The sequence below is a fragment of the Filimonas lacunae genome (genome assembly GCF_002355595.1).
GTDB lineage: Bacteria > Bacteroidota > Bacteroidia > Chitinophagales > Chitinophagaceae > Filimonas > Filimonas lacunae.
Genome location: NZ_AP017422.1, coordinates 7,396,027 through 7,420,421 on the forward strand (window position 1 = coordinate 7,396,027; position 24,395 = coordinate 7,420,421).

Genomic DNA, 24,395 nt, shown 5'->3' on the forward strand with positions numbered 1-24,395 from the left:
CTTATAGTATATGGCTACCCGATATATATACATTTTCTTTTGTTTGCTGTTTTGCTTGCCGGCTATAGCACAGCAGAACGACGATAACTGTTTTGCCGGAAGTAATGCTGTGTTTGTTTATAACACGGTATTACCAGACACGGCAACGAACTCATTGTTATTATTTCAGCGCAGAGAGCGGGAAGGCAATACGGCGTGGGTTACCATACGGCGTTTTCATAATCCTGATAATGCCACGGATGTGCTGGCAAATTATGAAGAAGCCCGGCAGTTGCTGCCCGGTTTTGAACAGCAACTGGATGTAGCAGAAGCATGGCGCAAATGGAAGCGGTATGGCACTTTTGATTCGCTGTTAAATGAAGTGGGCTTTTTGCCCGGGCAACTGGCTTTTCATATTGTACTGGCCGATACCACTGTGAAGGCTGGCAGCACGTATCAATATCGCATTATCAAAGAAACAGAAACTGCTATCGGGGCAGAAGAGCGTGCGGGCAACTGGGTTTCCTTTCCTGCAAGACTACAAACGCCAGCTCCCCGTTTTTTACGCCGCCAGGCAGAGCGTGATGCTGTTATGTTGCAATGGTACGTAACAGGTGCCATGCCTGTACAGCGCTTCCAGGTATACAGGGCTGAAGGGAATGATAACACCTTTGAACTACTGGATTGTATGACGGGCGCAGTGCAGAAGGGAGATACTTTGATCTATAACATGCAGGATAATAAAGCGGTGTTCAGTGAAATGTACCGGTATTATATTGTGCCGCTGAATGCTTTTGGTGGCGGAGGCAATATCGTGTCGGACACAGTACCGGCAACTTGTATGAATCCCAATGAACTGCTTACTCCGCAATTTGTGCGTGCCGATGCCAATACAGACAAGCAAGCCATCATGGTACATTACCTGTTGCCAGATCCCGGTTATATAGGTAGTGTGCATATCATGCGCAGCAATTCGTTCAGCACTGGTTTTGAAGAAGTGGGTATTACGGGGCCGGCAGATACTCTGTTTGCTGATTACCGCATAGTGCCTGGTAAAAAATATTACTATTACCTGCAGATGACAGATAAGATGGGACGTAACAGTGCCCGAAGTGTGAAAACATTTGGTATGCTGCAGGATACCACTAACGATGCGCCTGCCCGTTTTGTAACTGCGACGCGTATACGTGAAGGGGTGTTGGTAAGCTGGCAGAACGCGCCGGATACCAGTGTTATCAGCGGGTATTATATATATCGTAAAGCTTCCGGTAGTGAGCGGTTTGAAAGAATAAGCGAATTGTTGCCAGTGCGGGATTCCATTAATGAGTTTCTGGATAGCTCTACCTTGCTGCAATCAGCCACATTATACATGTATAGCGTGGTAAGTGAAAATTTGAGTAATAAGGTAAGTGCCTTTTCTGTACCTGCTTATGTAACAGGCAGGCAGCCGCAGGGAAAAAGAATACTGCTGTCGCCACGTGAAGTAAAGGTGCTGATGCAAAACCAGAAAGTGCGCCTGATATGGTATGATATGAAACTGATGGATAATAGCTTTGCCTTCTATAATATTTATCGTAAATCGGACAGGGATACTTCTTTCAGAGCAGTGGCTTTTCATTATCCCGCTGAGTTTACATCCTTTATGGATTCTACCACAGAGCCAGGTATAAGTTATGTATATGCTATAGAGTGTGCGGATGAGGATAGCACTACAGGTGCACAAACCATTACCGCAAGAATAAATATTCCGTCGCAACCATTGCTGGCTCCGGAGCTGACAGCGAGTGCCAGCGAAAACAGCATACTACTCATCTGGCAACAAAATACAGATGCACGGGTAAGAGCCTATGGCGTGTATCGCTACACCCGTGGTAATGAGCCGGAAAAAATAGCTACGGTAAATGCAGAGATATTAAGCTTTGAGGATAGCAAGGCGGATAAAGGCAAAACTTATTATTACTATTTACAGCCAGACAAGGCGGATAACACGATGGAGGTGGTGATGAGTAATAAGGTATATGTAGTATATTAATTACCTGGCAGGGCCTTTTGTCAATGAAAGCGGAGACGGGTATGTGGTGTTTTTCAAAGTATTGTCGATAGAATATGGGTGTTTTGCCCAATTATGTTCCGGATGAGTCAATTCTGTAGCATAATTGGGCATTTTTTCTATCTTGCAAGGGAGAAAAAACTACAGGTGCCCGGAGTTCCCCACGAGTATAAGAAAATTGATCTTCAATTAATTGCGGAAGGTGATGAACGTGCCTTTTATGAATTTTATTTGCAATATACTGCCACCCTGCACACGTTTTTAAGACGGCACTCCGGCCTGGAAGGATTAGAAGAAGATATTATCCAGGAAACATTTATCCGCGTATGGCTTTACCGGGACAGGTTGCCGGAGATAGAAAATGTAGCAGGATGGATTTATCGTATCGCCTCCCGGGTATACAGCGATCATCTGCAACGGGAAATAAAGCGCCGGCAGCGGAAAGAAGGTTTTGGCACTGCTTTATATGATACAGAGCAAACCGATTCTACCGAGCGCACACATTTACAGCAACTTACCCTTCAACTTCACCGGGCGGTAGACTCCCTTTCCGAGCATCAGAAAAAATTGTATTGGCTGAACAGAGAACAGCAGATGAAGCCGGCTGCTATAGCCGCTCATTTGAATATGCCTGTAGGAACGGTTAAAAATCAATTGTCAGCTGCATTGCGTGAAATACGGGAACACATGATGGATGCAGGTTTTTCCAGCCTGTAACCGTGCTTTTGAAGGCTTCCCGAAAATTTTCTTAAAAAATTGATAAAAAAGTCGTGACGTTCTTACACGAGTGCTGTCTATTTTAATAGCACCGGGTACTACTGTTATGAAAATCTCCATTCAATGGTAGCCGGTGATATTTAAAATACAACTGATGGATCGTACAAGAATAGAATATCTGTTGGGGCGATTAAGTGCGGGCAAGCTGAATGAAGAGGAAATGGAGGAGTTGAATCAACTGGTGAGTGGTAAACAACGGGCTGATTTTGAAGCGCATGTAGCGGAGATGATGGCTGCTGAGGATAGGGGTGCTGCTTTAACTGACAATGTTTTGTATGATACCGTTTTTGAGAAAATAATGCAGGCTGATAAACCTGCAAGAGTGGTGAAAGCAAGCTTTTTCAGGAGAAATCAACGATGGCTTTCTGCAGCAGCTGTATTCCTGTTCTTAGTGGGAGGAACTTATTTGTTCTTCGGACATAACGGGGTGAAGTCGCCAACAGCATCTGTTACTTTGAAGAAACCAGAAAAAGAACCGGGTCGCAATACAGCCATTCTAACGCTGGCTGATAATTCTACGGTGGATCTTGGCAGTAACGGTGATAGGGTGATTGGGAATCAGGGAGGTGCGCAGGTGTTGATGAAGGATGGAAAGCTGGCTTATAAACAAAATGCTGCCGGTGCTGCTGTGGCGTATAACAGCATTACCACACCACGGGGTGGTGAGTTTTTTATCACGCTTTCAGATGGAACCAGGCTTTGGATGAATGCTTCTTCTGTTATCCGCTTTCCTACGGCATTTACGGGTGCTACAAGGGTAGTGGAGTTGGAGGGGGAAGCTTATTTTGAAGTGGCAGAAGACAAAGCTCATCCTTTTGAAGTGAAGATGGGAGATAGATCGGTGCAGGTGCTAGGAACAGCGTTTAACGTGATGGCATACAGTGATGAAGCCAGCATGATTACTACACTGGTGGAGGGAGCTGTTAAAGTGTCTTCTGCCGACCGGTCTTCTAAAATACTCAATCCGGGACAGCACGCGGTGATACATCACCAGGCACCTGGTATTGAAGTGGAGACGGCGGATGTAGAGGAAGAGACTGCCTGGAAAAATGGCCGCACCTATTTTAATGGAGCAGATGTTGCGCAAATTATGCGGCAGGTATCCAGGTGGTACAACGTAGATGTTCGATATGAAGGAGAAGTACGCCAGCTTAAGTTTACGTGTACGGTATCCCGCAAAGATAAATTAAGCAAACTACTGCAACTGCTGGAGATGACAGGAACTGTACATTTTAGCATGGAGGGTAATGTAATTGTTGTTCGCTCTTAACCAAAACAAACTATACTGATACATTCAAATGAGAAAACAAACAGAGTACAAATAAAGCCCTTATATAAATAGGCCAGTAATGGTGGAACATTACTGGCTTGTAACGTGGGCCGAACAGTCGACTTGAACATTTCAAAAGTTAAACCCAACACAACAAAAGTATGAAATTAACTGCTTATGGGATCGTTGTGCCCCTACTGCGACGATTACCGTATCAAACTATGCGGATTATGAGACTCGTATTACTATTGACTACTGTTGCCTCTCTACAGGTTTCGGCAAAAGGATTGTCTCAAAATGTTACCATCCGGTTGAAGAATGCCCCTATAGAAAAGGCGTTCCTGGAAATGCGGAAACAAACCGGCTTTCAGTTTGTGTACAACACAGTGATGCTGCAACAGGCCGGCAATGTGAATCTTTCGGTAACAGGGATGCCATTGGAAAAGGCGTTAAAACTTGCCCTGTCTGGTAAGTCGCTTTCTTATGCCATTGTGGACAGTGTGGTGGTGATAAAAGCATTGACCATGCATTACGATGCTCCCCTGGTACTGAATGCAGCAGCCAATAACATTGGCGTATCGGGAGTGGTAAAGGATGCGGAGGGTACTCCCTTGCAGGATGTTTCTGTAATGGTAAAAGGAACTAAAAACATCACCACTACTGATAAAGAAGGCAGGTTTGAATTCAAATCCATTAGTGAAAATTCCATACTGGTATTTAATGCTGTTGGCTTTGTGGCTAAAGAAGTAAAGCTGGGGGCTACCACAGAAAAGATTGCTGTAGAACTGAAAGCTACAGAGAATAAACTGTCAGAGGTGGTGGTATCTACCGGTTACCAGAATCTTAACCAGAAATTATTTACCGGTGCCACTGTTAAACTGAATGCTAAAGATGCCCAACGTAGTGGTATTCCTGATGTTTCCAGGATGCTGGAAGGACAGGTTGCCGGTGTATCTGTTCAAAACGTTTCCGGAACTTTTGGTGCAGCTCCTAAAATAAGAGTAAGAGGTGCCACTTCACTGTCAGGTGATAACAAGCCTTTGTGGGTAGTGGATGGGATTATATTGGAAGATATAGTGAACATCTCTAACGAGGCGCTTTCTACCGGTGATGCCAACACGCTGATTGGTTCTTCTGTGGCTGGCTTAAGTCCGGACGACATTGAATCATTTACTATATTAAAGGATGCTGCTGCTACTGCATTATATGGTGCAAGGGCGATGAACGGGGTAATTGTGGTAACTACCAAAAAAGGCCGTAATACGCAGGGAAAGGCTAATATGAATTACTCCGGAAACTTTACTACTTATTTAAAGCCTAGCTATAGCCAGTTTGATATCATGAATTCGGCCGATCAGATGTCGGTTATGATTGAGATGGAAAACAAGGGGTATCTGCGGCCAGCTTCTGTAGCTACTCCTCAGAATGGAGGTATCTTTTATAAGTTATATAACCAGATGTATAATTATGATGCAGGGTCTGATTCCTGGGCATTGAGTAACGATCAGAATCTTGCTGGCCGCAATAGCTTTTTGCAGCGGTATGCCAGGGCGAATACAGATTGGTTTAATGTACTGTTTAAAAACTCATTGATGCAGGAACATGCCATAAGTGTAACTGCAGGAACGGATAAATTTCAGAACTATTTTTCCAGCAGCTACATGCACGATAACGGGCAAACGTTGGGTGATGCGGTAACCCGGTATACTGCTAATAACAGAACTACTATTAAGGTTAACAATAAGCTGAGTATAGAATTTCTTACCAATGCATCGGTAAGGAATCAAAGAGCGCCCGGAACGCTTACCCGCCAGTCTGATGCTGTGTATGGAGCTTATTCCAGGTCTTTCGACATTAATCCTTACACGTATGCCATCAACACCAGCAGGATGATCACTCCTTATGATCAAAAGGGCGATCTGGAGTATTTTGTTATGAACTGGGCTCCTTTCAATATTGTGAATGAGCTTAATAATAATTACCTGAAGTTGCAAATGATGGATATTAAAATTCAGGGCGGATTGAAATACAAGATTACCCCTGAGTTGCAATATTCCATTGACGGTGCGTATCGCTTTGCGCAAACAACCAGGAATCATTATATAAAGGCATCGTCTAACATGGCTGCTGCGTTCAGGGCATATAGCAGCACCAGTGTAGTGGACGACAATACTTATCTCTACGACGATCCGGATAATAACGAATTACCTGTGGTGGTTTTGCCGGATGGCGGCTTCTTTAATACGTATGAAAATAAAATCTCCAATTACTACGTACGTAATAACCTGGAGTACGACAAAACGATTAAGGACCATAAGTTTAACCTGTTTGCTTCTATGGAAGCGCGTACTGCAGACAGGCAGAATTATAATTTTGATGGTGTTGGCTACGATTACGAGAACGGCGGTGTGGTAAATGTCAATTACCGTTACTTTAAAAAGGCAACAGAAGGCGGTGACGCTTATTTTGCGATGTCTAACAGCTACGACCGTTTTCTGGCTTACATGTTCAGAGGTGCTTATAACTACAATGGCAAGTATAGTTTCAACTTCACTACCCGTATGGATGGTTCCAATAAAATGGGTAAGTCGGAACAGGCAAGATGGTTGCCCACCTGGAACGTGTCCGGAGCCTGGGATATTGATAATGAAAAATTCTTTAAACCCGGCAAGGTATTGTCTTCGGTAAGGCTGAGGGCTACTTATGGATTAGTGGGTAATATTGGAAACGCCAGTAATACTGCTGCTCTTTATTATAACCGTGTGGCGTACCGACCTTATGAAACAGAAAAAGAGACGCAAACCTATATTTCATCACTGGCCAATACTGATTTAACGTGGGAGAAGACGAATGAAGTAAACATAGGTACCGACCTGGGTTTATTTAATGGTAATGTAAATGTTACTATTGACTGGTATAACAGGAAAATTCATGACTTAATCAGCGATGTTCAAACGTCTGGTATTGGTGGGGAAGATACCAAAACCATTAATAATGGTACCATGGATGCGCATGGTCTGGAGTTTACCATTGGTGGGGCACCTGTAAAAAATTCCCGTCCCGACGGTTTCAGGTGGCGTACTCAACTGAACTGGGCTATCAACAAGAACAAGATCACCCGGTTAGAAATGTCGCCCAGAATATGGGATGTGGTAAGGGCAGAAGGCGGAACGGTAGAGGGTTATGCGCAAAGAGGCCTGTTCTCTATCCCGTTTGATGGCTTAAGCTCAGTAAACGGATCGCCTACCTATATCAGTGAAGCTGGTATAAAAGACAATTACATCAATTTACAAAGTACTACGGTAAAGTATTTAAAGTACGAAGGTCCTACCGATCCTACTTTCACCGGCGGTTTTTTCAACAAATTTGATTATAAGAACTTCTCTATATCTGCCCTGGTTACTTACTCATGGGGAAATTATGTAAGACTGCAACCCATTTTTGCTGCCAGCTACGATGATCTTTACTCCATGAGTAAAGTGATGAAGAACCGTTGGATTATGCCTGGTGATGAAACCGTTACCAAGGTGCCTTCTATCCTGGATAAGTATTCGTATGATCAGTTTACCCGGTTGTCTACAGGAACTTCCTTGAGTCCCAGGTATGCTTATAACGCTTATAATTACTCTGATCAAAGGGTAGCTAAAGGTGACTTTATCCGCCTGAAAACGGTGTCTGTATCTTACCAGATGCCTCAGCGCCTGGTGAAAAGGCTTGGGCTCAATGCTATGCAGTTTTCTCTTGTAGGTAATAATATCGCGTTATTATATTCCGATAAAAACTTATTGGGACAAGATCCTGAATTCATTAGCAATGGTGGTGTGGCAATGCCTGTTCCCAAGCAATTCACTTTTTCATTGAAAGCCGGATTGTAGCAATCATCATCTGATTAGACCCGATAATTACTCAAATTATGAAAGTTAAGATACTATCAATACTAGCGGTTTCTGTTATCTCTCTCTCATCCTGTAAAAAGTTTCTGGAGCAGGAACCAGATAACCGGACAGAAATAAATTCAGTGGAAAAGGTGGCTCAATTGGTGGGAACAGCCTATCCATCTTACGGTTACATGGCTATGGCCGAATTATATTCGGACAATGCGTGTGATAAAGGGCCTTTGGTTTCCGGAACCAACACCACTACGCCTTTTCCTGAAATGTATAACTGGGAGGAAGTAGCATCTACCGGTAATAACACCCCTTATCAATATTGGACTGGTGTGTATGAAGGTATTGCTGCAGCCAACCAGGCTTTAAAATCTATTAAAGAATATAACCTGGGAGCGGCTGCCGATCCTTATAGAGGAGAAGCATTGCTGGCCCGTGCCTATGGGCATTTTATGCTGGTTACTTTTTTTGCAAAAGCATATGTACCAGGTGGGGCGAATGATTCGCCCGGTATCCCCTATGTACTAGAACCGGAGGAAGCAGCTATCAAAAAATATGGACGTGGTACGGTAGCCTCGGTATATGCGCAAATAGAAGAAGATATTGAAGAAGGAATTCCTTTATTAACCGGTGGTACGTGGGCGGTACCGGCTTATCACTTTACGCCTGCAGCAGCACATGCTTTTGCAGCAAGGTTCTACTCTTTTAAGGCCGAGTGGGCAAAGGTGGTTGATCATGCCAATCTTATATTTACCGGTGGCGATTTTACCGGAAACATCAGGAATATAGCGGCAGAAACGCCGAGCCTGTCTGCTGACGAATACAGGCAATGGTTTAACAAGGGTGATAAGAAGTTCAATCTTTTATTGCACGAAACCTATTCTGTGTATCAGCGTTCCACCAGCTACGGCACCAGCAGGTACGGGTTGGGCGTGAATGTGTATTCAGGGTACTATACCAAAGCTTCGCCTGCTGGAGGTACCTTCTACTACAGGTCGTGGACAAGCGGTACAGGTAATTATACCTTATATAAGTATTGGGAGTATTTCTATTACACCAATGTATCTGCCGGAACCGGCCGACCTTATATTATGTTGCCTTTGTTAACCTCTGATGAAGCGTTAATGAACAGAGCGGAAGCTTATGCACAGCTAGGTATGTTGGATAGGGCTATTGCGGATTGCGATTTGATGGCAAGCGTTCGTATTTCAGGTTATTCTAAGGCTGCTTATGGAGTAACTGCTGAAAAGTCAAAAGCCTATTTCAATGTTACAGACGATCAGGAGGCCATCATTCTTACGGTGCTTGATTTTAAAAGACGTGCCTTTATGGCCGAAGGTTTGAGATGGCTGGATGTGCTGAGGCATCGTATTACTGTTAAACACGATTATATAGATGTTAATAATGATGCTACTTATAAAGAGTTAGGGCCAGACGACAACAGGAGAATGTTCCAGATTCCTGAGTCTGCTCAAAAAGCATCTAATCTTGCACCCAATCCCCGATAACTATAAACTAATTGAGATATGAAAAAACTTTTTTTATTATATACGGTGTTTTCAGTCCTTCTGGTCTCTTGCAGAAAATCTGATGAGAACCTGGATATTTCAATGGATGATTATACGGTGGATATTCCGGCTACTTCTTCTGCCGTAGATACCTGGTTGAATACTTATTTTAATGTGCCCTGGAATATTAATGTGCAATACCGGTTTGCATTATACGAAGCTGAGTATGCCAAAAACGTAGCGCCCATTGAGTTAAATAAGGTACAACCTTCCATGCAGGCAGTGCTTACCTGCTTTATCAACCCTTACAGTAAAATTGCAGGTGCCAGTTTTGGAAAAGTACAGTTTCCCAAGCAATGGGTGCTTTACGGTTCCGGCTCTTACAATACCGACAACTCTTATACGTTAGGCTCGGCCACAAATGCGCGAAGGGTAGATTTATATGATTTAAACAATTTTTCTGCTGCTAACGGCGAAAATGTAAGAAGGCGAATGAGAACAGTGCACCATGAATTTACACACTGTTTAAACCAGAGCATTCCTATTCCTCCTGCATTTGAACTGGTTTCCAAAGGTGACTATGATCCCGAATGGACTACAAAAACGGATAGCGCGACGCGTATGTTAGGTTTTGTATCACCGTATGCAAGCTCTGCCTATACAGAAGATTTTGCTGAAATGGTGGGACATATTGTAGTGGAGGGACCGGTATGGTACAACAACTGCCTGGCCCAGGCTGGCGCCACTGGCAAGGCAAGATTGAAAGAGAAGGAGTCTATTATTTATCAGTACCTGCTCAACTACTTTAATATCGATCTTTATAAGTTACAGGCTGAGGTACAAAGCGCTTTAAAAACAAGTTATGGTGTGGTAGATCCGGAAGATGTTACTTTAAGTTTTCCTTACAGAATTGCGGGCAATGCCGTAAATACCATCACTATTAATCCATCTGCTACACATTATACAACGTACGGTTCTTCTGCTGCTTTCACTACTGTGTATAATAACTATAAAGCGTCATTGTTTTCCCTGGGAAGCAGAACGCTGGATAGTATTCAGTTTGTTTTTTCAACTGCCACACAAATGGCGTTCAGAGCGTATTATAGAAATAGTGCAAACACCAACCTGGTTGCAGACTATGACTTTACTATTGCGCTGAATACCAGCACGGGGCTTGTTAGTTTTTCTAAAAAAATGCCGGAAGGAACAACTACTAACTATTCTAATGGCGCTAATGCGCAGGTACAGCCTGCATTTGAGCAGTACATACTGCCTTATCTTGTGAACAGGCAATTTATTGCGGCTTACCTGCCAACAACCATCACGTCCGGCAATGCTTTGTACAGATCCTTTGCTGGTTTTTATGTAAACGGAACAGCCACTAATTACTTCTATGGTCCGGTAACTTATAAATAATATACTATGAACAAATTATTATATTTTATTTTACTTGTATCTCTGGCTGGTTGTGTGAAACATGATGTTGATCTGGTTTTTGATCAATTGCCTGAGGAACGCATGAAAGAGCGTAATGCCGAACTGCAAAACAAACTGCTGGAAGGTGTTAATGGCTGGAAAGGCTTTTTACGTACCTCTGCTGCAGGAAGCGGTTATGGGTTTTATATGAATTTTAACTCGGTGGGAGAGGTGGTTATGTATGCTGACTGGAATAATGATGCAGCAATTACTGCTAAAAATTCTACTTACCGGATATTGTATGTGATGAACACCCAGCTGTCATTTGATACATACAATTACATCTCCATTATGCAGGACCCGCAAACAAGTGTAAATGGAGGAACTACGGGAAACGGATTGCAAAGTGATATAGAGTTTGAGTATATCCGTTCTTCAGCAGATACTGTTATTTTAAGAGGTAAGAAGTATAAAAACTATCTTTATATGATGAAGGCTTCTGCCAGTGAAGCTGCCCAGTATAATAACGGAGAGTATAAAACGGCCATCGCTAATTTCAACACCTTTTTTACAACACATAATAACAATTATATCCTGGTAAATGCGGAGGGTAGCGACCTTAAGGTGGGTTTTTCCATTGCCGGAAAGATTGCTACAGCGCAGGTGAAAAAGGCCGATAATTCCATTGCATCTGATACAAGAGGTTTTGGTTATTCCATTGATGGCATTTACTTCACCGATGCCATCCAGATATTAGGTGTAAAAATCATTGCCCTCAAATTAAAAGACGCCAATACATTGGTGGCTATTGATGACAGCGGTAAGGAGTATGCTGTGTTGCAAAATCCTACTCCTTTAGCTGATTTTGTTGATATGTTTGGCTCAACTAAAACGTACAATTCTATTTACTGCTATGGAACCGCTTATCCAAGCACGGCTGTTGCCACGCTGCCAACTGGTGTAACGTCTAATTATAACAGTGAGTTCAGTGGATTGATCAGCAGGTTTTCTTCCACGTCCAGGTATGTAGATACAGTTGAGTTCAGATTATCCAACAGCACTACTGCTTTAGTCAGAATCTGGTATTGGAGCGGCTCTACCCATTACCTGGCGGATGCATCGTTTACTTATACTTATGCAGATAATACTATCACCCTAACCAACTATACGCCATCTGTTTCCAATACAAACTGGACAACCAGGATTACTCAGATCGGAAGTTTTTTAACCTGGCTGCAAAGCGGTCCTTTCAAAGCGGATTGGGTGGTGAGTTCTACACCATCATCCCCTACACTGGGAGGATTGTATAAAACCAGCAATGCCAGTGATTTTATGTACGGACGGATGCGAAAACAGTAAGAGTATCCCCCATATTCTTCAGAAGGCCTTACTGCGCTTATGCGTGGGTAAGGCCTTCCTGTTTTAAGTAGCGTTAGAAAACGAGGATAAGAATAGCTGCCCGTGGAGCTTCGAATTAGCTTAAGCCGAAGAAGTTGGTTAATCTTGTTTGCGTAGAAAAAACGCAAATAATTTGGGTAGTAAGCAAAAGTTTATTTATTTGCGTCATAATAACGCTAACAAATACTTTTACATAAAACCTAAGCCATATGTTTGGCATCCAACACATCAAATTCGATTCAATGACTTATGTTCTGCATTTTAAAAGTGGGAGCATAAAAAAAGAAGGACGCGGGCTTTCCTTCTTTTACTTTGCACCCAATAGCTCTATTGTAGCTATTCCAATGGGGAGCAATGATCTGCCTTTTATTTTTAGTGAGTCTACCAACGACTATCAGCAAGTGAACATTCAGGGACAAATCAGTTATAAGATCAGCAAACCGAAAGAGCTTGCGGATGTTTTAGATTTCACTGTTACCGACAGTGGCGCGTACAAAAAGAATGATATTGAAAAGCTGAACCAACGTATTATCAACGAGGCTCAAACCGCTACTTCGGCTTATATACATAGTATTAAACTAAAAGATGCTATACGATCTGCCAAAGCAATAGAGAATAAGATTCTGGAAGGTTTACAATCATCGGCTGCGATTGGAATGTTAGGTATTGAAATTCTGGGGGCTAACATTCTTGGAATTTCTGCTACTCCTGAAATGGCAAGGGCATTGGAAACGGAAACCAGGGAAAAATTGCAGCAGGAAGCAGATCAGGCCATATATGAGCGCAGGAACTTTGCTGTTGAGCAGGAACGTATTATTAAGGAAACAGAATTAAATACTGAAATAGCGGTAGAGGAGAAACAAAAACAGATTGCAGAAAAGAAAATGGAATCCAGAGTTCAACAAGCTGACAATGAAAGAAAGCTGAGAGAGATGCAACTGGAGGCTGATATTTCTGTAGAGAATCAGAGAAAGCAATTTATTGAGCAAAAAACTGCCAATGATAAGAAAGAAGCCGAAACCCAGGGCTATGTTTTAGAAACCACTCTAAAACCATACAAAGAAATGGATTGGAAAATTTTGACTGCATTGGGTAATAATTCTGATCCACGGTTTAGTATTGCGCTGGCCTTTAGAGAACTTGCTGAAAATGCTGATAAAGTAGGGAATCTGAATATCAGTCCTGATTTATTAAGTTCATTACTGAGTGAAAAACCAGAAAGAAGAAAATGAGTGTAGAGTATGCTATTATAGTGAAGAACAAAACAAGGCTGGAGTCTTTAGTAGAACGCTTTAATACTAAAGCGCAGGCTAAGTTTTACATTGAGAGATCAGGGGGAAATTTTGAGGATTATGAGAAGGAGCATGAAACCTTCCATCACTCATTGAACGAAGTTCAGTCGAGACTTACTAAAGTCATCAAGTATAAAATTGTTGACAGGGTTTTTATGCCTTCTTTTATTTTTTCTGAAAATCACCTCATCATTGTAATTGGTCAGGATGGCCTTGTTGCTAACACCGCAAAGTACTCCAGGGGTATTCCCATCATAGCTGTGAATCCGGATATAGACCGCTATGATGGTGTGCTTCTGCCATTCAATACCTCAGATTTTATCCAGGGTGTTGAGGGGGTTATTACCAATCAATACCAGGCTGAGACAAAAAGGCTGGCAGAAGCCCGGCTCAATGATGGGCAACGATTGCTTGCATTTAACGATCTGTTTATTGGAGCCTCGTCCCATGTATCGGCAAGGTATAAAATTACCTATGAAGCAAATACCGAAGAACACTCTTCGAGCGGACTGATCGTTTCTACTCCTGCGGGTTCAACGGGGTGGCTGAGTTCAATTATGAATATGGCTTATGGCATTACGAATGCCTTTGGTGGAAAGCAACCAGCCCTGAGGCCTGTTTTGAAAGAGAATGAATTGATCTTTGCTGTAAGGGAGCCCTTTAAAAGCATTAGAACGCAAACTGCCATTACGCTGGGATCGATCAAACAGCAATCTCTGCTGAAAATAGAATCCTTAATGCCTGCCAACGGGGTTATTTTCAGTGATGGTGTAGAAGCTGATTTTTTAAGTTTCAACAGCGGCTCTATTGCTACCATCGGTATTGCGCCGGAAACGGCCAGATTGGTTATTACGTAATCTGTTTACCCAGGCTAAATCTTGTACCCTTTTCTGGTGCTACTGAGTAAGAACCTAATACCAATGTGCGATAGGCTGGTTCCCCTCCGACGAAATCAGGCACCCTTTTATCCTTTTCTGGTACTACTGAGTAATAACCTGGCACCAGTGTGCGACAGGCTGGTGCCCCTCCAACATAATCTGGTACCCTTGTACACTTTTCTGGTACTGCTGCGGAATAACCTTGTACCAGTGCGTGACGGGCTGGTGCCCCTCCAACGGAATGTGGTACCCTTGTACGTTTTCCTGGTGCTACTGCGGAATAACCTTGTACCAGTGCGTGACGGGCTGGTACTCCTCCAACAGAATGTGGCACCCTTGTAGACTTTTCTGGTACTGCTGAGGAATAACCTGGTATCAGTGAGTGATAGGCTTGTGCCCCTCCAACAGAATGTGCTACCCTTGTAGACTTTTCTGGTGCTGCTGAGGGATAACCTTGTACCAGTGAGTGACGGGCTGGTGTCCTTCCAACATAATCCGGCGCCCTTTTACCTTACGCTGGTGTTGCCCGGGAGTAGACCTGTACCCGCGAGGTATTCGCCGGTGGTATACTGGCGTAAACCAGCAGCAGAGAAAGATGCGGCGATGTTGCGCCGGAATAAACCTGTACCGGCATGGTATGCACTGGTGGCACACGGGCGTAAACCCATGGCTGCGAAAGATGGGCGGATGCAACGCGGGAGCAAACCTGCCCCGGAGTGATATTCGCCGATGGCAGATTAGTGTAAACCTGCACCAGCGGAAAATTAGTTTATACAACTAAAGACTAAACATGTAGCAGGTAAATGTTTGCCTTTTATAGAACTACTGTTCCAGGATTTGCTTCACATACGCCAGCCATTTAAACGCCGGGACTTCATTGCTAATGAAATAATCCGGCTGCAAACCGCGATCATCTATAATATATTGTGGAATTCGCTTGCTGCGAGATAGACTATACCCTAATTCATATTCGTTGCAAGGGTCTTTTATAGAGTACATATTTGAAATGTCAGCTGCCCCAAAAGTAGGAGTTCCGAAAAATTTTACTTTTTTGCTTTGCCTGGCCGCCAGCACAAATTATTCGGCTGAGCTACCTACTTCACCATCTATTATAATGCCCACTTGTTTGGGGTATGCTCTTTTTGTGGCAGCGTCTTCCCCTTCTTTTTCTTTTATAGGCTCTTTCAAATAGATAAATTCTCCCAAATGCTTCTGTAAGGTATCGTATGATTTCTTTGCCCATTCCCTCTGTTCATCAGTAAAAAAAGTTTTGTATTCCGGTTTATTAATGTAATCCAACATCCTGTTATTATTTATGGATGTACTCAGGTATTCAACTCCAAAAGTTGATATTGGATTTGTTTTTAAATAGGGGATGATATGACTGAAGCTAAAATCGCTACCGCCTCCATTACCTCGAATATCGATAATAAGGGTTGGCATTTTTGACAGTATTTCATCGTTCGCGTCTAGCACGCTGTCAATTGCCTTTTTCTGTCTCGGATCAAATGAAGGGATTCTGAAATACAGAGTATTGTTGTCGAGCTGTTTTATAAATGGGCTTTTGGCATTCCCTGATGTTAAATACTCCTGGACTTCTGTTTCCGTAGGAAGAACCGGTGCCAGCCGCTTCAACCAAAGGCCGGCAACGTGTAAATAATTCTGACCCATACATTCTATATGGTCGCTTTTAGCTTTGGAATGATCGCGCATATAAGCTATTCCCTTTAACTCATTACCCTCTCTTACTATTTCCAGTTTTATCTGTTCTGATTCCCAATAAGGAGAAACATTATTTATTAGGATACCCTTATATCCATTTTCTGTTTTTTTAATAGCAATTTTATATGGTGTGCCATCCCAAATACCCTCAAAGTCCTGAGTTTTTTTATTGCTCAAGTATTTTTCAAATTCAGGAAGAGAAATTGGTAATCGCGGCCATTCTTTAAATTGATTTTTAATGGAAAGGGTATCTAATTGTTTGGCAAGAGCCGGGCTTTCGTTGCCCTTTTCCCTCTCAAGCGTTTTGATGTAAATATGCCCTTTTCTAAAAAAATGCAACCATTCCTGTAGTACAGGTAAGCATTCTTCCCTGGTTTTTGCCACATTGATTTTTTCCTGGATTTTTTGAGTATGATAATCATAGGCAGCCTGCCCTTTTATGGAAAGTATGTATTTAAATCCCGCATCATTTTCCTAAAAAGTCTTTTTCAACCATTGGAAGGCTGTGCTACAGTTGCAGTTCTGGCAATAGGCAAATCCTGTTCCGATAAATAGAAGGCAGAAGGTTAATAAGCGTTTGATAAACATATTCGATTTTCTATGTAAAAAACAATCAATCATTATATTATAACTCAAAATAGTCTTGCGCTCTTATAGGCCTATACGCAAAACTTTAATAAATGTTACTCGACCTGGTAGATTACAACATCTATTTGTCTAAAAATAATGTATTCAAAAATATTAGTATAATAAAATAAGGATAGTATGTTTCGCAATCATATTCATTTCATTAACAAAAGAATATCAGTAGTTGTCCGCTGCCCCTGAAACTAAGTTTAGTTACCTGGTTCGTTCAATATTCACGCACTCTACGGTAATAGCGGATTATACGCAAAAGTTGTGGAGTGGAATAACTTTTAGCGATTCAGGACTATCTTCTGAGATATGCCCTTCATTAAACAAATGTTGCCGGACCAGCTAACCAACTTCCTTGTTGGACTTTATGACGCCATTTACAAATTTGCTGATGAAAATTACAAATTCTCAGCGCAAAGTTTGAAACCTTTGAGCCGCATCAGGTAACCTACTGGCATAATTTTAAGATTTGCGCATGGCAGCAAGCAACTTTCTAAGCAACATTTGAAATCTCAGAAAGTGCTCAGAAAACACACGGACCAAAATCTAAAGTTCTGGCGAAAGAGAAAACAGCCTTCTGATGAAAATTGGAAACTTTAAAAAATGCCCAGGAAGCTTGCCGCCCATTCCTATAAGTTTGCAGGCAACAATTACAAATTCTCAGCTCAAAATTTGAAATCTTTGAGCCGCATAGGACAGCCTATTGGCGTAATTTTAAGATTTGCGCATGGTAGCAAGCAACTTTCTAAGCAACATTTGTAATCTCATAAAGTGTCCAGGAAACATGCTGTCGAAAATCTAAAGTTTTGGCGGAGGAGAAAACAACCTTTGATGAAAATTGAAAACTTTAAAAAGTACCCACGGAACTTTCCGACCATTTCTATAAATTAGCGGGTGACAATTACAAGTTGCTGCGCGAAAAAATAAAGTGGTTTTTTAAGCAGCCCTATTGTAAAAGTATTCTACTCCACAACTTTTGCGCATGATCCAATGATGCCTTACAAACCGGGATAAGTTAGGCAAAATAAAACCTGCTGGATTACAGCGGGCTTATCATGCTCGTGATCCTAGATGGAGAAATATCTAACAAATTTCTGTTTGATTTGGTCGCTTTTTCGAAATTGCCGGACCTGCCTAATTGCCCAAGCCCCTCAGTAGGTTTGTGTTTTTCGAGTAAAAAATGATTAGGCGAGAAGGCTCAATGCTTCTGTAAGAATTTCGAAGCGATTAAAGACTTGCCTGTTATAATCAAGTTTATGGGTTCTTCATATGTCCTCCTTACAACATCGAAACAGCCCCGATATATAAATTTTCAAATAGTTGGATCACAATATCGTTTGTGATAGTTAGTTCGCCTATTTTTTCACCCCTTTCACTATTATGGGTTACATACTTACCTGAATAATATATGGTGACAGTAAAAGGGAGGCAAATATAAAAATGCTGCTATGTGAACGTTTTTTTCGTAGTATGTTGTATTTTAAACCTTTAACTCACGCTACAATAAAACTTTATGAGAATGGATTGGAATAAGCTTTTATCAAATAAAAGGATAAAGCAGTCAAAAATAGCAGACATTAGAAATGAGTATGAGAGTGATTACGGTAGAATTATTTTTAGTCCTGCTTTAAGGAGGATGCACGATAAGACACAGGTTTTTCCTTTAACTACAGATGATAATATTCATTCTCGATTAACCCATTCAAACGAGGTGATGTCATTGGGATATACTTTTGGATTAAAGCTTAGTAAGTCAGAGCTTTTGCAAAGCAGAACCGGGAAAACTGAGTTAGAACTGTTAAGGATTTTCCCCATTTTATTGCAGGGGGTTTGTTTGGTTCATGATATAGGCAATGCTCCTTTTGGACATTTTGGAGAAACTATAGTATCAGATTATTTTAAAAGAAAAGATGAAGAGGAACATGCCAATTTTTATAATTTAACAGAGAGGGAGAAGAAAGATTTCTTTCATTATGATGGCAACGCACAGGGATTGCGAGTGTTGACTAAGTTACAGTATTTAGATAATCCTTTTGGGTTGAATCTAACATATGCTACTTTAGCTTCATACCTTAAATACCCTAATTTTCAGGAGATTAATTCGGAAGCTGAAAGGCGACTAAAAAGTGAGGGGAAATTACTTTCTAAGCGAATCGAAAAAAGTAAACATGGAGTTTTTGCTTCGGAAGAGCATTATTTTTCTATGATTATTGAGGAATGTGGGTTAAGGCTAAATGACAGAACATTAAGGCATCCTTTATGTTATTTAATGGAAGCGGCAGATTCAATCGCCTATTTATGTATGGATATGGAGGATGGGTTTAATAAGGGCCTGTTCGATATTCAATATGTTGGTGAATGTTTTGGTAAAAATGAATCAGCTATTGCAAAGAAAATTGCTTCTACTTGTGGAGATCCTTTTTTGACACCGAATGCTAAAATTGTCAACATTCGAATCAGCTTAATACGTTACTTCGTTGATCTTGCTTTTAGGAATTTTGAAGAAAATCTTGAAAAAATTGAGCTTGGGGAGTATAATATGGAGTTAATCAGAGAGGATTCTGATAAAGTTTATAAGGTGTTAGAGAGCTTTTGTAAAGAGAAAATTTTTAAATCGAGAGAGATAAATTATTTGGAGTCTACAGGGCATTCGGTTTTTATTGGACTTCTAGATTTTTACATTGAGTTTCTTTTTAATCCGAATCCTAAGTATGTTCAACGAGCAAAAAATTTAATTTCCAAATCAGTAATTAGTTGTGCAATTGAAGAGAACCTGGTTGAGATAGGAGATCGGAAGCTTGAAAAACTGATAGCTTCTTTGACAATGGATATAGAAAGATTTGCTGGTAATGCTGATTATATAGCGGAGAAAAGAAAAGAGCAGGATATGCTTTCTACTAAGCATAAACGGTTCTCTGAAATAGCAAAAGATTATGAGAAGATGTTTAAAAGGCAGTTTTTTGAGGTCTTTGAAGAAGCCGAGTTAGTGGAATTAAGAACAATGAGAAAGGAACTTTATGAAATAGCTGAGCCAGATTTTGAGGATTTAAACGACTATTATAAATTTAGAATAATTTTGGACTTTATTTCTGGCATGACTGATCAGTATGCCTTAGATCATTATCAAAAAATAAGTGGACAGAAGATTAGCTGATATATCGAACTCGAAGTCTTATTCAAATGAGTTTTTGTATTACTTAAAAAGTAATATAGGAATCGAAGCATTTAGCTTCTTGGATGAGTTATCTCGCTTTGCTGAGGTGCATATTTTTAGTGGTGTTATTAGGAACTTTTTTTTAAATTATAAGGGTAAGATTAGGGATTTAGACATTGTTATAAAATTCGATGAAAGTTTAATGGAATTTGCTTTTAGGGCATATTCTTGGAAGAGAAATAGTTTTGGTGGATACAAAGTGGAGGTTGGAAACTTGACCTTTGATATATGGCATATTAGTAACACATGGGCTTATTCTGAGAAAAAAGTGTCGCGAGAGCTTTTTGAACATTACAGTTTGCCTAATACCGTTTTTTTTAACTTTTCTTCAGTTGTTTTTGACTTTAACAACAAGGAGTTTGTTTATACACCAACTTTTAAACGATTTTTAGAAACAAGGGAGTTGGATTTAGTTTTAGAAGAAAACCCATTGCCCCATCTGTGCATTGTTAATACGTTTTATTACAAGCATAAATACTTTTTGGGAGTTTCAAAGGAATTACAAAAGTATTGCATTAGCCACTTTGAGAAATATAATGAGGATGATTTCGAAAAAATTCAGCGCAAGCATTTTAACGACGTTATATATCCATATCACTATATAAAAGAGTATCTAAAGGTTTTTGCAAAAAACTTAGGAAAAAAAGATCTGGGGTTTTCTGTCAATATGTGATTTGTGACAAGGATATTGGCCTATTTAGCTAGAAAGTTATTCAGAAATTAAAAACGCGATTTTTAGTCAATTGGCTAAAAATCGCGTTTTATGTGGTCCTGACAAGAATCGAACTTGTATCTAAAGTTTAGGAAACTTCTATTCTATCCATTGAACTACAGGACCTGTAGTTTCTTTCGGCTGCAAAAATAATGGAATACAGCATTATACAATCTAAAAATCTTTAGTTTGTGTTAACCGCCTATCTTTGCCGCTCGAAAATTGATGTATGAAGTTCTACAACGTCCTTATTAAATACCGTTTCTGGCTGGGGATTCTGGCCATTGTGCTGGCGGTAACTGTGAACGTAACCACAGGGTTCTGGCCTTCTTTTATCTTGTATTTCCTTGGTGTAATTGCTTTATTCAGCCATTTTTTCATCGGACCACTGCGTTTGATACAGGAGCCGATGGAACAGGGTCGTGTAGAGGAAGTGGAGAAAATATTAAATTCTATCTGGTTTCCCAACCTCTTATATAAGCCTATCCGTTCTACGTATTTTACCATTAAGGGTAACATGGCCATGATGTCGCAGGATTTTGATGCGGCAGAAAAGCACCTGAAAAAAAGCTCTGAACTTGGATCTCCCATGCCGGAAGCCGAAGGTGCCAACAAATTACAGCTGGGTATGATGGCCTTACAGAAAGGTGATTTTAGAAACGGAGAGCAATATATCCGTGCTGCTATCCGCGCCGGTATTCCGGATAAGGAAAGCGAAGCGGTGGCTTACCTGAGTATGTGCCAGATATTTATGAACAAGCGCGAGTTCAGGGCTGCTAAAGACTTTTTCCGTAAGGCAAAAGCCTGTAAGCCTACCACCAAAGAGGTGATCAGTCAGATTAAAGAGATTGAAAAATATATTTCACGTATACCTGGATAAGGATAAGTGATACCGTAACAAAAAATAAAAGGGCCATAAGGCCCTTTTATTTTTTTATCACTTTCCTGTAGTAGTTACATATTTCGGTAAGCCCGCACTGGGGACATTTAGGATTGCGGGCCAGGCAAATATACCTGCCGTGCAATATGAGCCAGTGGTGGGCTTTATGAATGAGTTCGGTAGGGAAGTTTTTAATCAGTTGTTTTTCTACGGCCAGCGGGGTGGTGGCGGTAGTAGTGGTAAGGCCTAACCGGTGCGATACACGGAACACGTGTGTATCAACAGCCATATTGGGCTGTGCATCTATCACAGAAGTAATTACATTGGCTGTTTTGCGACCTACGCCGGGCAGTTTTACCAGTTCGTCCACCGTCATAGGCACTTCCCCTTTAAAATCGTGTATCAACATATTAGCCATGCCTATGAGGTGCTTGGTTTTGTTGTTGGGGTACGAAATGCTTCTGATAAAAGGGAACAACTCGTCGAAGGTGGCATTTGCCATTGCATAGGGAGTGGGGTAGTGGGCAAACAAAACGGGGGTAGTGAGGTTTACCCGTTTATCGGTACACTGGGCGGATAGTATTACTGCTACCAGTAATTGAAACGGATTGTCGTACAGCAATTCTGTTTCGGCATCCGGGGCGTGTTTTTCGAAATAATTGATTACAAACTGGTACTTCTCCTTTCGTGTCATAGTAGTATGATAAAAACTGACACGAAAATACCGGCTTATCTTATATCTGCCGCAGGTTTGGGATATAACGTTGCATAAGCAAGCTTCTCCCGCTTTTGGGTTTTGTAAAGATGATTGAGTACGTTTTGCAGGCTTTTGTGTTTAGGCGCCTGTAAAGGTGCGCTGTTTAGTTGTTCTTTGGCCTCTTTCAATACTTGCAATTTTTCGCGTAAGGCCCAGTTATCTTGTAACATAGCGGCAATATTTGAACGTTCTACGGCAGGCAAATCGTCATCTAAGTACAGCAATAGATCTTCAGTAGTACAATTGTGCATAGTGATCTGGTAACAATGTTATAAAAGCAGTACAGACAATTAATTAAACGGCAGATAGGTGCTGTTATTGTCTGGAATTGGTTACTTTTTTTTGGAGTCGGGTGTTTCTACAATGTACACATCTTCATTGTCACGCTTCATGTAGTAGTTTTCCCGGGCGTATTTTTCCAGTGCGGCCGGATTATTCTGCAGTTCGGCCAGTTCTTTCTTCGTCTTCTCTATTTCTTCTACGTAAAACTGTTTACTGGCCTGTAGTTCTTTCAGCTGTTTTTTTCTTTCCATTTGCGTAAAAACATCATTGCGATCAAAAAACAGCATCAGCAGGGCAAATGCAGTTACCGACAGCAGGTATTTATTTTTAAGCAATGAGAAAATGGCCACAGCTTTTTTCATAAAAGTAAAGGTAGATAAAAACTCAATAGCCGGGTATGACTATCGTCATCCCGGCTATTGAAGTTTATGACTATTTGTTAGTCTTATTTCTTGAAGAAACGGATTTTACCGTTAGGATAGATAGCGTTAGCACCTAAAGCCTCTTCAATACGGATCAATTGGTTGTACTTAGCCATACGGTCGGTACGGGAAGCAGAACCGGTTTTGATTTGACCGCAGTTAAGGGCAACAGCCAGATCAGCGATAGTGGTATCTTCTGTTTCACCGCTTCTGTGGCTCATGATGGTGGTGTAGCCACTGTTTTGTGCCAGTTGAACTGCGTTGATAGTTTCGGTTACAGTACCAATCTGGTTTACTTTAATCAGGATGCTGTTAGCAGTTCCTGTGCTGATACCGCGCTGTAAGATTTTGGTGTTGGTAACAAACAGATCGTCACCTACCAGCTGTACTTTGTCGCCGATAGCGTCAGTCAGTTTTTTCCAGCCTTCCCAATCTTCTTCTGCCATACCGTCTTCGATAGAAACGATAGGATATTTATTTACCCACTCAGTCCAGTAAGCAACCATCTCATCGCTGGTGATTTCTTTACCGCTGCTCTTATAGAATTTGTATTTGCCGTCTTTGAACATTTCGCTGCTGGCAGCATCCAGGGCAATACCGATTTGAGTACCTACTTTGTAACCAGCAGCTTCAATAGCAGCCAGTACAGTTTCGATAGCTTCTTCGTTGCTTTGGATATCAGGAGCAAAACCGCCTTCGTCACCTACGTTAGTGCTGTAACCTTTTTTCTTTAAAACGGTTTTCAGCTGGTGGAAAATTTCAACGCCCCAACGTAAACCTTCGCTGAAAGTAGTTGCTCCAACAGGAACGATCATATATTCCTGGAAGTCGATTTTGTTATCAGCGTGAACACCACCGTTCAGGATGTTCATTAAAGGAATAGGTAACACTGTGCTGTTAACACCACCCAGGTAACGGTATAAAGGTAAACCGCTTTCCAGTGCAGCAGCTTTAGCTACAGCCATAGAAATTGCCAGGGTTGCGTTAGCTCCCAGTTTGCTTTTGTTTTCGGTACCGTCAATTTCCAGCAGTTTAGCATCAATGCCAGCCTGATCAGAAACTTCCCAGCCGATTAATTGCTCAGCTACAATGTCGTTTACGTTAGACACAGCTTTTAAAACACCTTTACCTACGTAAACGCTTTTGTCGTTATCGCGCAGTTCAACAGCTTCATGAATACCGGTAGAAGCACCGCTTGGTACAGCAGCGCGGCCCAGGTGGCCACCATCGGTTAAAACATCTACTTCTACTGTAGGATTGCCGCGGCTATCTAAAATCTGGCGGGCATGAATGTCGGTAATGTAGCTCATGACTA

Annotated in this window: 18 protein-coding genes and 1 tRNA gene; 13 read left to right on the forward strand and 6 right to left on the reverse strand. The window is 41.4% G+C overall.

What is annotated here, in order from left to right; translation table 11 throughout:
• Positions 1 to 10 precede the first annotated feature (10 nt).
• The 10 genes from FLA_RS29340 (at position 11) to FLA_RS29390 (ending at position 15,175) form a co-directional block, all read left to right on the forward strand.
• On the forward strand, positions 11 to 2,011 hold the full coding sequence (locus tag FLA_RS29340) for a fibronectin type III domain-containing protein (protein ID WP_076377057.1): 2,001 nt from the start codon (positions 11 to 13) through the stop codon (positions 2,009 to 2,011).
• A gap of 165 nt (positions 2,012 to 2,176) precedes the next feature.
• Positions 2,177 to 2,746 (forward strand): RNA polymerase sigma factor, encoded by a 570-nt coding sequence (locus tag FLA_RS29345; protein WP_076377059.1) that lies wholly within the window; start codon positions 2,177 to 2,179, stop codon positions 2,744 to 2,746.
• Between the two features lie 154 nt (positions 2,747 to 2,900).
• The gene (locus FLA_RS29350) at positions 2,901 to 4,076 is read left to right on the forward strand and encodes a FecR family protein (RefSeq protein WP_076377061.1); all 1,176 of its coding nucleotides are present in this window, start codon (positions 2,901 to 2,903) and stop codon (positions 4,074 to 4,076) included.
• A gap of 230 nt (positions 4,077 to 4,306) precedes the next feature.
• Complete coding sequence (locus FLA_RS29355) at positions 4,307 to 7,951, forward strand: SusC/RagA family TonB-linked outer membrane protein (RefSeq protein WP_231940358.1); 3,645 nt, start codon at positions 4,307 to 4,309, stop codon at positions 7,949 to 7,951.
• A 38-nt stretch (positions 7,952 to 7,989) separates the two neighbouring features.
• A complete protein-coding gene (locus FLA_RS29360; RefSeq protein WP_076377065.1) occupies positions 7,990 to 9,471 on the forward strand; it encodes a RagB/SusD family nutrient uptake outer membrane protein in 1,482 nt (493 codons plus the stop codon).
• A gap of 18 nt (positions 9,472 to 9,489) precedes the next feature.
• The gene (locus tag FLA_RS29365; protein WP_076377067.1) at positions 9,490 to 10,887 is read left to right on the forward strand and encodes a substrate import-associated zinc metallohydrolase lipoprotein; all 1,398 of its coding nucleotides are present in this window, start codon (positions 9,490 to 9,492) and stop codon (positions 10,885 to 10,887) included.
• A 6-nt stretch (positions 10,888 to 10,893) separates the two neighbouring features.
• Positions 10,894 to 12,246, forward strand: a complete 1,353-nt coding sequence (locus FLA_RS29370) for a DUF4302 domain-containing protein (protein ID WP_076377069.1) — start codon at positions 10,894 to 10,896, stop codon at positions 12,244 to 12,246.
• A gap of 248 nt (positions 12,247 to 12,494) precedes the next feature.
• The gene (locus FLA_RS29375; RefSeq protein ID WP_076377071.1) at positions 12,495 to 13,517 is read left to right on the forward strand and encodes an SPFH domain-containing protein; all 1,023 of its coding nucleotides are present in this window, start codon (positions 12,495 to 12,497) and stop codon (positions 13,515 to 13,517) included.
• Positions 13,514 to 14,434 (forward strand): NAD(+)/NADH kinase, encoded by a 921-nt coding sequence (locus tag FLA_RS29380; RefSeq protein ID WP_076377073.1) that lies wholly within the window; start codon positions 13,514 to 13,516, stop codon positions 14,432 to 14,434. The genes FLA_RS29375 and FLA_RS29380 overlap by 4 nt, the downstream gene beginning before the upstream one ends.
• 483 nt (positions 14,435 to 14,917) lie before the next feature.
• Complete coding sequence (locus FLA_RS29390; RefSeq protein WP_144263985.1) at positions 14,918 to 15,175, forward strand: hypothetical protein; 258 nt, start codon at positions 14,918 to 14,920, stop codon at positions 15,173 to 15,175.
• Positions 15,176 to 15,532: 357 nt separating this feature from the next.
• Here the strand turns inward: FLA_RS29390 and FLA_RS29395 are convergent, their stop codons facing one another.
• Positions 15,533 to 16,561 (reverse strand): S41 family peptidase, encoded by a 1,029-nt coding sequence (locus FLA_RS29395; protein WP_084206083.1) that lies wholly within the window; start codon positions 16,559 to 16,561, stop codon positions 15,533 to 15,535.
• Between the two features lie 1,771 nt (positions 16,562 to 18,332).
• Between FLA_RS29395 and dgt the strand changes: the two genes are divergently transcribed.
• Together dgt and FLA_RS29405 are read left to right on the forward strand one after the other, a co-directional pair.
• Entirely contained in the window at positions 18,333 to 19,967 is a 1,635-nt protein-coding gene (gene dgt, locus FLA_RS29400) for a dGTP triphosphohydrolase (RefSeq protein WP_076377079.1), read from the forward strand.
• A complete protein-coding gene (locus tag FLA_RS29405; RefSeq protein ID WP_076377081.1) occupies positions 19,948 to 20,700 on the forward strand; it encodes a hypothetical protein in 753 nt (250 codons plus the stop codon). Before dgt ends, FLA_RS29405 begins: the two co-directional genes overlap by 20 nt.
• Positions 20,701 to 20,793: 93 nt before the next feature.
• On the opposite strand, the gene FLA_RS29410 is transcribed toward FLA_RS29405, so the two are convergent.
• Positions 20,794 to 20,865, reverse strand: a tRNA-Arg gene (locus FLA_RS29410).
• Positions 20,866 to 20,968: 103 nt separating this feature from the next.
• Here FLA_RS29410 and FLA_RS29415 point away from each other — a divergent pair.
• Positions 20,969 to 21,619, forward strand: a complete 651-nt coding sequence (locus FLA_RS29415; protein ID WP_076377083.1) for a tetratricopeptide repeat protein — start codon at positions 20,969 to 20,971, stop codon at positions 21,617 to 21,619.
• 46 nt (positions 21,620 to 21,665) lie between these two features.
• On the opposite strand, the gene nth is transcribed toward FLA_RS29415, so the two are convergent.
• The 4 genes from nth to eno all read right to left on the reverse strand — a co-directional run bounded on the left by nth (position 21,666) and on the right by eno (position 24,390).
• A complete protein-coding gene (gene nth / locus FLA_RS29420) occupies positions 21,666 to 22,313 on the reverse strand; it encodes an endonuclease III (protein WP_076377085.1) in 648 nt (215 codons plus the stop codon).
• A gap of 35 nt (positions 22,314 to 22,348) precedes the next feature.
• A complete protein-coding gene (locus FLA_RS29425; RefSeq protein WP_076377087.1) occupies positions 22,349 to 22,627 on the reverse strand; it encodes a hypothetical protein in 279 nt (92 codons plus the stop codon).
• 81 nt (positions 22,628 to 22,708) lie between these two features.
• A complete protein-coding gene (locus FLA_RS29430; RefSeq protein ID WP_076377089.1) occupies positions 22,709 to 23,020 on the reverse strand; it encodes an FtsB family cell division protein in 312 nt (103 codons plus the stop codon).
• 83 nt (positions 23,021 to 23,103) lie between these two features.
• A complete protein-coding gene (gene eno, locus FLA_RS29435; RefSeq protein WP_076377091.1) occupies positions 23,104 to 24,390 on the reverse strand; it encodes a phosphopyruvate hydratase in 1,287 nt (428 codons plus the stop codon).
• Positions 24,391 to 24,395 lie beyond the last annotated feature (5 nt).